General features: G+C 60.3%; 3 protein-coding genes. 1 reads left to right on the top strand and 2 read right to left on the bottom strand.

The window, feature by feature from the left end; genetic code table 11:
* The first annotated feature begins 678 nt into the window (after positions 1–678).
* Entirely contained in the window at positions 679–2,619 is a 1,941-nt protein-coding gene (locus tag IB244_RS05480; RefSeq protein WP_018860468.1) for a M23 family metallopeptidase, read from the top strand.
* Positions 2,620–2,674: 55 nt separating this feature from the next.
* Here IB244_RS05480 and clpB read toward each other — a convergent pair whose 3' ends face one another.
* Together clpB and IB244_RS32025 are read right to left on the bottom strand one after the other, a co-directional pair.
* A complete protein-coding gene (gene clpB, locus IB244_RS05475; protein ID WP_169681319.1) occupies positions 2,675–5,278 on the bottom strand; it encodes an ATP-dependent chaperone ClpB in 2,604 nt (867 codons plus the stop codon).
* Between the two features lie 252 nt (positions 5,279–5,530).
* Positions 5,531–5,797 (bottom strand): DUF1214 domain-containing protein, encoded by a 267-nt coding sequence (locus tag IB244_RS32025; protein ID WP_026371858.1) that lies wholly within the window; start codon positions 5,795–5,797, stop codon positions 5,531–5,533.
* Positions 5,798–6,000: the final 203 nt, after the last annotated feature.

Here is a 6,000-nt window from a genome sequence, read left to right as displayed (position 1 = left end):
GCATTTACGTCACGTTCTGAATCGACGAGAACTTCACACCTGTTTTCCAAACACAAAGGCCAAAACCCATGCGTCAAAAACCAGTGTAACTTCTCTTGATAAACGTGACCGCCAAAGTCTCTTTCAAGAACCGAAATCTCTTCCGGTCCCGCAAGCTCCGCCGCCCACGTTTCTCTTTCTTCTCATCTTCAATTGTCAAATAACAGACCAGATACCCCGGTCGAATTTCCTCGCCTCAAACCAAAAAGTCCAAGGAACCAATCAGCACCAAAGCCAATCTTAAAAGAAACTTGAGAGCGAAGGACTTCGTCGCCAGCAGCGCCGCCGCCCTCGTTCAGTGAGGGGGCTTATAGATCCTACCCCTTTTCTAAGTCAACAGCCGTTTTCAAAAAAAACGAGAATTCTTGCATCGCATTGAATTCTAAGAGCGATTTTCCAAGTGGCGCTTTTGTCCCCTTGGATCGCGCCGATAGCCGGGTCATTTGTCGGGAAATAGCGCGCAAAAATCCGATGACGAGATCCTTCGCCCTCACATCTTCACAATCGGATGGTCTCAAGGGCTGATCATTTGGATGCGCGCAGGCGTCCCATTTGACTTCTATTGGCAAACTATGCACTTTTCGGCGCCAACTAGAGCTGCCCGAGAAAGCCTACCGAAAGGACGCGGATCCACCTGCCATGATGACGGAGAAGATGATGATCCGCTCGTTCGGCAACGAGCCGCCGCTTCTCGCTGATGGCAGACGCGCGCCCGACCGCCGCGAGGTTTCATTGCGTTGGCTTTCGGGTACGTTCCTCACCGGCATTACCTCGAGCGTGCTGATGGGCGTGGCGCTGTTTGCGGCACTCGACGGCCGCCAGCAGTTGGCGATTCCCGCCGAGGCCTACGCCAATATCAATGCCGAAGCCAACGCAGATACTGATGTAACGCGCGGCAGCCGTTTGATTGCAGCCGCGATTGCCGCCAAGCCGTCGGACCGCAAGATCATGGAAGTCTCGACCGTCGTGCACGAGGGCGACAAGGAGGTCGTCCGCCGCCAGCCCTTCGCGCGTGTGAAGATGACGCTTGCCGCCAACCACGTCGCGACCGAGGACTATCCGAGCTTCAATCCGCTGACGATCTTCTCGGCGGACGAGCCGGACGCGCAGCCGACCGTTCGCACCGGGCAGATCTACGGTTCAGACGTGGAGTCCGAAGTCAGCCTGAAGACCGTGGCCTATCCCACGACGAGATCCGATCTCCAGGTGGCGCCCGGCATGACGCTCGACGAGATCGAGGAGAATGTGCGCTCCAACGGCTCAATCCTGACCGACGGCGCCGCCCAAGTGGCAGCACTCTACTATGTCGACCCACGCCGCTTCTCCAACGACGATAACGACGTTGACCTGACAGCCGGCCTGACGGCGCGCGTCCTCGAGCAGAACATGACGGTCTCCGCACCGGAATCGATCACGCCGCAGACCGAGGAATTCGCCGACGACATCATCCCGGTGCGCCAGTCGACCTCGATCATCAAGGCGATGACGGACTCGGGCTATCCCGAACTGCAGGCCAAGGGGCTGGCAGGCTACCTCTCACCGATGATCGGATCGGACGACCTCTCCAAGGGCGATGTGTTGCGCATCGGCATCCTGCAGAAAGGCGAACAAGCAAAGATCATCCGCGCCAGCATCTATCGCGGCACGCGCCATCTTGTCACCGTGGCGCTTGACGACCACGATCGGTTCGTGGCCGGCCGTGAACCACCTGAGATCGACGCAGTCACGACCGCCTTCGACGACAATTCGACATCGGTCCCGTCCAACCAGAATCTGCCACGCGTCTATGACGGCATTTATCGTGCCGCACTGTCCTACGGCATGACCAAGGACATGACCGCCCTGATCATCAAGCTGCTGGCAAGCAGCGTCGATTTCCAGGCGGAGCTGCGGCCGACCGACACGCTGGAAGCCTTCTTTTCCGTCGCCGATTCCAGCGGTCAGGCAACGGAGGATTCCGAGCTACTCTATGTGAACGCGCGTTTCGGCGACACACAGACCCGCTTCTACCGCTTCCAGGATGCGGAAGATGGGTCGATCGACTACTTCGATCAGGACGGCAAGAGCATTCGGCAATTCCTGCTGCGCAATCCCGTTCCGAACGGCATCTTCAAGTCAGGCTTCGGCATGCGCCGGCACCCGATCCTGGGCTTTGCCCGCATGCATACGGGCGTCGATTGGGCGGCACCGCGCGGCACGGCGATTATCGCAGTCGGCAACGGAACGGTCGAGAAGGCCGGCTGGGATTCCGGCGGTTATGGCAACCAGACCATCGTCCGCCACGCCAACGGCTACGAATCCTCCTACAATCACCAGAGCGCCATCGCCAAGGGCGTCGTTCCCGGCTCCAAGGTACGTCAGGGCCAGGTAATCGGCTGGGTTGGAACGACCGGCGAATCCACCGGTCCGCATCTGCACTACGAGATGATCGTCAACGGCACCAAGGTCGATCCGCTGCGCGTGCGCCTGCCAGGCGGCAAGTCGTTGAAGGGTGAGGCGTTGGCAAAATTCGAGGACGAGCGGCAGCGCATCGACACCCTCCTCGGCAACCAGCCGCCGCCACAAGTGGCAAGCAAGTAGCGTCCATCAAAAATGGCGGCCCGGGGCCGCCATTTTCTTTCCTGTTGTCGAGGCCTTAGGCCGCTTCGTTGACCGCGGAATTCCGCGTCCGGAACAGCAGCCGATCCGTACCGCCTGTGATCTTCACCGTCGAACCATCCGGAACCTGCCCGGAAAGGATCTGTTCGGCGAGCGGATCCTGCACGTATTTCTGGATCACCCGCTTCAGCGGCCGCGCACCATAGACCGGATCGTAACCCTTGTTGGCGAGCCAATTGCGGGCATCGTCATCGAGCTCGAGTGTGATCTTGCGTTCGGCAAGTAATGCCACCAGACGCATCAGCTGGATATCGACGATCGCGCCCATTTCCTCGCGCTTCAGGCGATGGAACAGGATGATCTCATCGATACGGTTTAGGAACTCCGGCCGGAAGTGACCGCGCACGACGTCCAGCACCTGCTCGCGGATCTCATCTGTGTCATGACCGTCGGGTAGCTCCGTCAACATCGTAGCACCGAGGTTCGACGTCATGATGATCATCGTGTTGCGGAAATCGACTGTCCGGCCCTGACCGTCGGTCAGGCGACCGTCGTCGAGCACCTGCAGCAGCACGTTGAAGACGTCAGGATGCGCCTTTTCGATCTCGTCGAAAAGAACGACCTGATACGGCCGCCGGCGAACGGCTTCCGTCAGCGAACCACCTTCCTCATAGCCGACATAGCCGGGAGGCGCGCCTATCAGCCTGGCCACCGAGTGCTTCTCCATGTACTCCGACATATCCATGCGCACCATCGCCGTTTCGTCGTCGAAGAGGAAGCGGGCAAGCGCCTTGGTCAGCTCCGTCTTGCCGACGCCGGTCGGGCCGAGGAAGATGAACGAGCCGATCGGCCGGTTCGGATCCTGCAGGCCGGCGCGCGCGCGGCGCACCGCCCGCGACACTGCCTGAACCGCATCACCCTGGCCGATCACCGATTTCGCCAGCTCGTCTTCCATACGCAGAAGCTTGTCGCGTTCGCCTTCCAGCATCTTGTCGACAGGGATACCGGTCCAGCGGGAAACGACATGCGCAATGTTGTCGGGGATGACGACCTCCTGCACCATGGCGCTGCGATCGCTGTCCTGCTGTTCGGCCTCCGTGAGCTTCTTTTCCAGTTCCGGAATGACGCCGTAAGTCAACTCGCCGGCGCGCTGAAACTCACCCTTGCGCTGGGCGATCGCCAGATCGTTGCGGGCCTCATCCAGCTGCTTCTTCAGATCGGCGGCGAGGCCGAGCTTCTGCTTTTCCGCCTGCCAGCGGGCCGTCAGGGCGTCGGCTTCTTCCTCGAGGCCAGTCAACTCGGTTTCAAGCCGCGTCAGCCGGTCGGCAGACGCCGTATCGGTTTCCTTCTTCAGCGCTTCGCGCTCGATCTTCAGCTGCATGATGCGGCGATCGAGTTCGTCCAGCTCTTCAGGCTTGGAATCCACCTGCATGCGCAGCCGCGCAGCGGCTTCGTCCATCAGGTCGATCGCCTTGTCGGGCAGGAAGCGGTCGGTGATGTAGCGGTTGGAAAGCGTCGCAGCCGCAACCAGGGCCGAATCCGAGATACGGACCTTGTGATGCTGCTCGTACTTTTCCTTCAAGCCACGCAAGATCGAAATCGTGTCCTCGACCGTCGGCTCCTCAACCATGACAGGCTGGAAGCGGCGGGCTAGGGCCGGATCTTTCTCAACGTGCTTGCGGTATTCGTCGAGCGTCGTCGCACCGACGCAGTGTAACTCGCCACGCGCAAGCGCAGGCTTCAGGAGGTTGGAGGCGTCCATCGCCCCATCCGCCTTGCCGGCACCAACCAGCGTGTGCATTTCGTCGATGAAGAGAATGATCTCGCCGTTTTCGGCCTGCACCTCGTTAAGCACGGCTTTCAGCCGCTCCTCGAACTCGCCGCGATATTTCGCGCCGGCGATCAGCGCGCCCATGTCGAGCGCCATCAACTTCTTGTCCTTGAGTGATTCAGGCACGTCGCCGTTGACGATACGCAGTGCGAGGCCTTCGACAATGGCGGTCTTGCCGACGCCAGGCTCGCCGATCAGCACGGGGTTGTTCTTGGTGCGGCGGGAGAGAACCTGGATCGTGCGGCGGATTTCGTCGTCACGGCCAATGACCGGATCGAGCTTGCCCTCGCGGGCTTCGCCGGTCAGATCGCGGGCATACTTCTTCAGCGAGTCGAAGCCTTGTTCGGCGTTCGAGCTGTCAGCGGTGCGGCCCTTGCGAATTTCATTGATGACTTGGTTGAGCGCCAGCGCGGTCACACCGGCATTCTTCAGCGTCGTCGACGTCGAAGCCGAAGACTCGATCGCCAATGCCTGCAGCAGGCGCTCGACCGTGACGAAGCTGTCGCCGGCCTTCTTCGCTGCCTCTTCGGCAGTGGAAAGCACCTTGGCAAGCGGCTGCGCGAGATAGATCTGCCCGTTGCCGCCGGATACCTTCGGCAGCTTGGCAAGTGCGGCATCGTTGGCAAGGCGCGCCGCTTTGGGATCACCGCCGGCGCGCTCGATCAGCGAGGCGGCCATGCCCTGGTCGTCGTCGAGCAGCACTTTCAGTACATGTTCGGGTGTGAACTGCTGGTGTCCCTGCGCAAGCGCATAGGTTTGGGCGGACTGAATAAAACCGCGCACCCGCTCGGAGTATTTTTCGATATTCATGCTGTACCTCCATGGATCGCCCTGCCCTCATAAGGCACAGGCCGATGACTGAGATTGAGCTCCCTTAAATGGCAAGCCCATTTGTTCCGCCGCGGTTGGGATTTGCGGCTGACGAACCTGGGCTGGATATGGTAGAGGATTTCAAAAGTTTAAAGAGGCGATGACGTGAAAAACCCCGGCCTTTGCGACCGGGGGTTCTCATTTCATGTCCTGTCTCCGCCGGAGCCATGTCGGCTGCCGGCAGCCATCCAATCACTTGATTTCTTCGATGTCGTTGGGCTTCCAGGAGCCGTCAAAGGCCGGCTGCGTGGGTCCGTAGATGCGGATGTAGCTGAACCAGCCACGTCCGGACTGGGTTTTGATCCAACGGCCTTCGCCATCCTTCGGCGCCGTTGGACCAAAATAGAGGTCGACCGGCTTTGACGTGTCGATGTCCTTCAACTCAAAGAGCGAGCGGAGCGCCGCCTTGTCCTGATCCGTCTGCACGTCGGAGCGAGTCTGCGCGTCATAGAGCGTCACGGACCAGAGCAGCTTGCCCGGGACGGGCTGGGGAATCGTCAGCTTGTAGTTCTTGCTCCGTCCAGAAACGCACCGCTAGCGTCGCGAGCACCGAGCCAATAGAGCCGAGCCCGCGCCGGCCGAACGGTGGAACATTGCGGGCGTGACGATCGCCTGTGCGAACCAGCGATCATGTGCCTCCAGATCGACGCCCATCGGCGTCT

Source organism: Rhizobium sp. RHZ02 (assembly GCF_014851575.1).
Lineage (GTDB): Bacteria > Pseudomonadota > Alphaproteobacteria > Rhizobiales > Rhizobiaceae > Rhizobium > Rhizobium altiplani.
Note: the sequence above shows the minus strand (reverse complement) of the source record. Positions and strands in the feature narration are given on the sequence as shown.

Excerpts from the sequence above, each read along its gene's own strand:
- IB244_RS05480 (WP_018860468.1), top strand. The coding sequence starts at position 679 with ATGATGACGGAGAAGATGATGATCCGCTCGTTCGGCAACGAGCCGCCG.
- clpB (WP_169681319.1), bottom strand. The coding sequence starts at position 5,278 with ATGAATATCGAAAAATACTCCGAGCGGGTGCGCGGTTTTATTCAGTCC.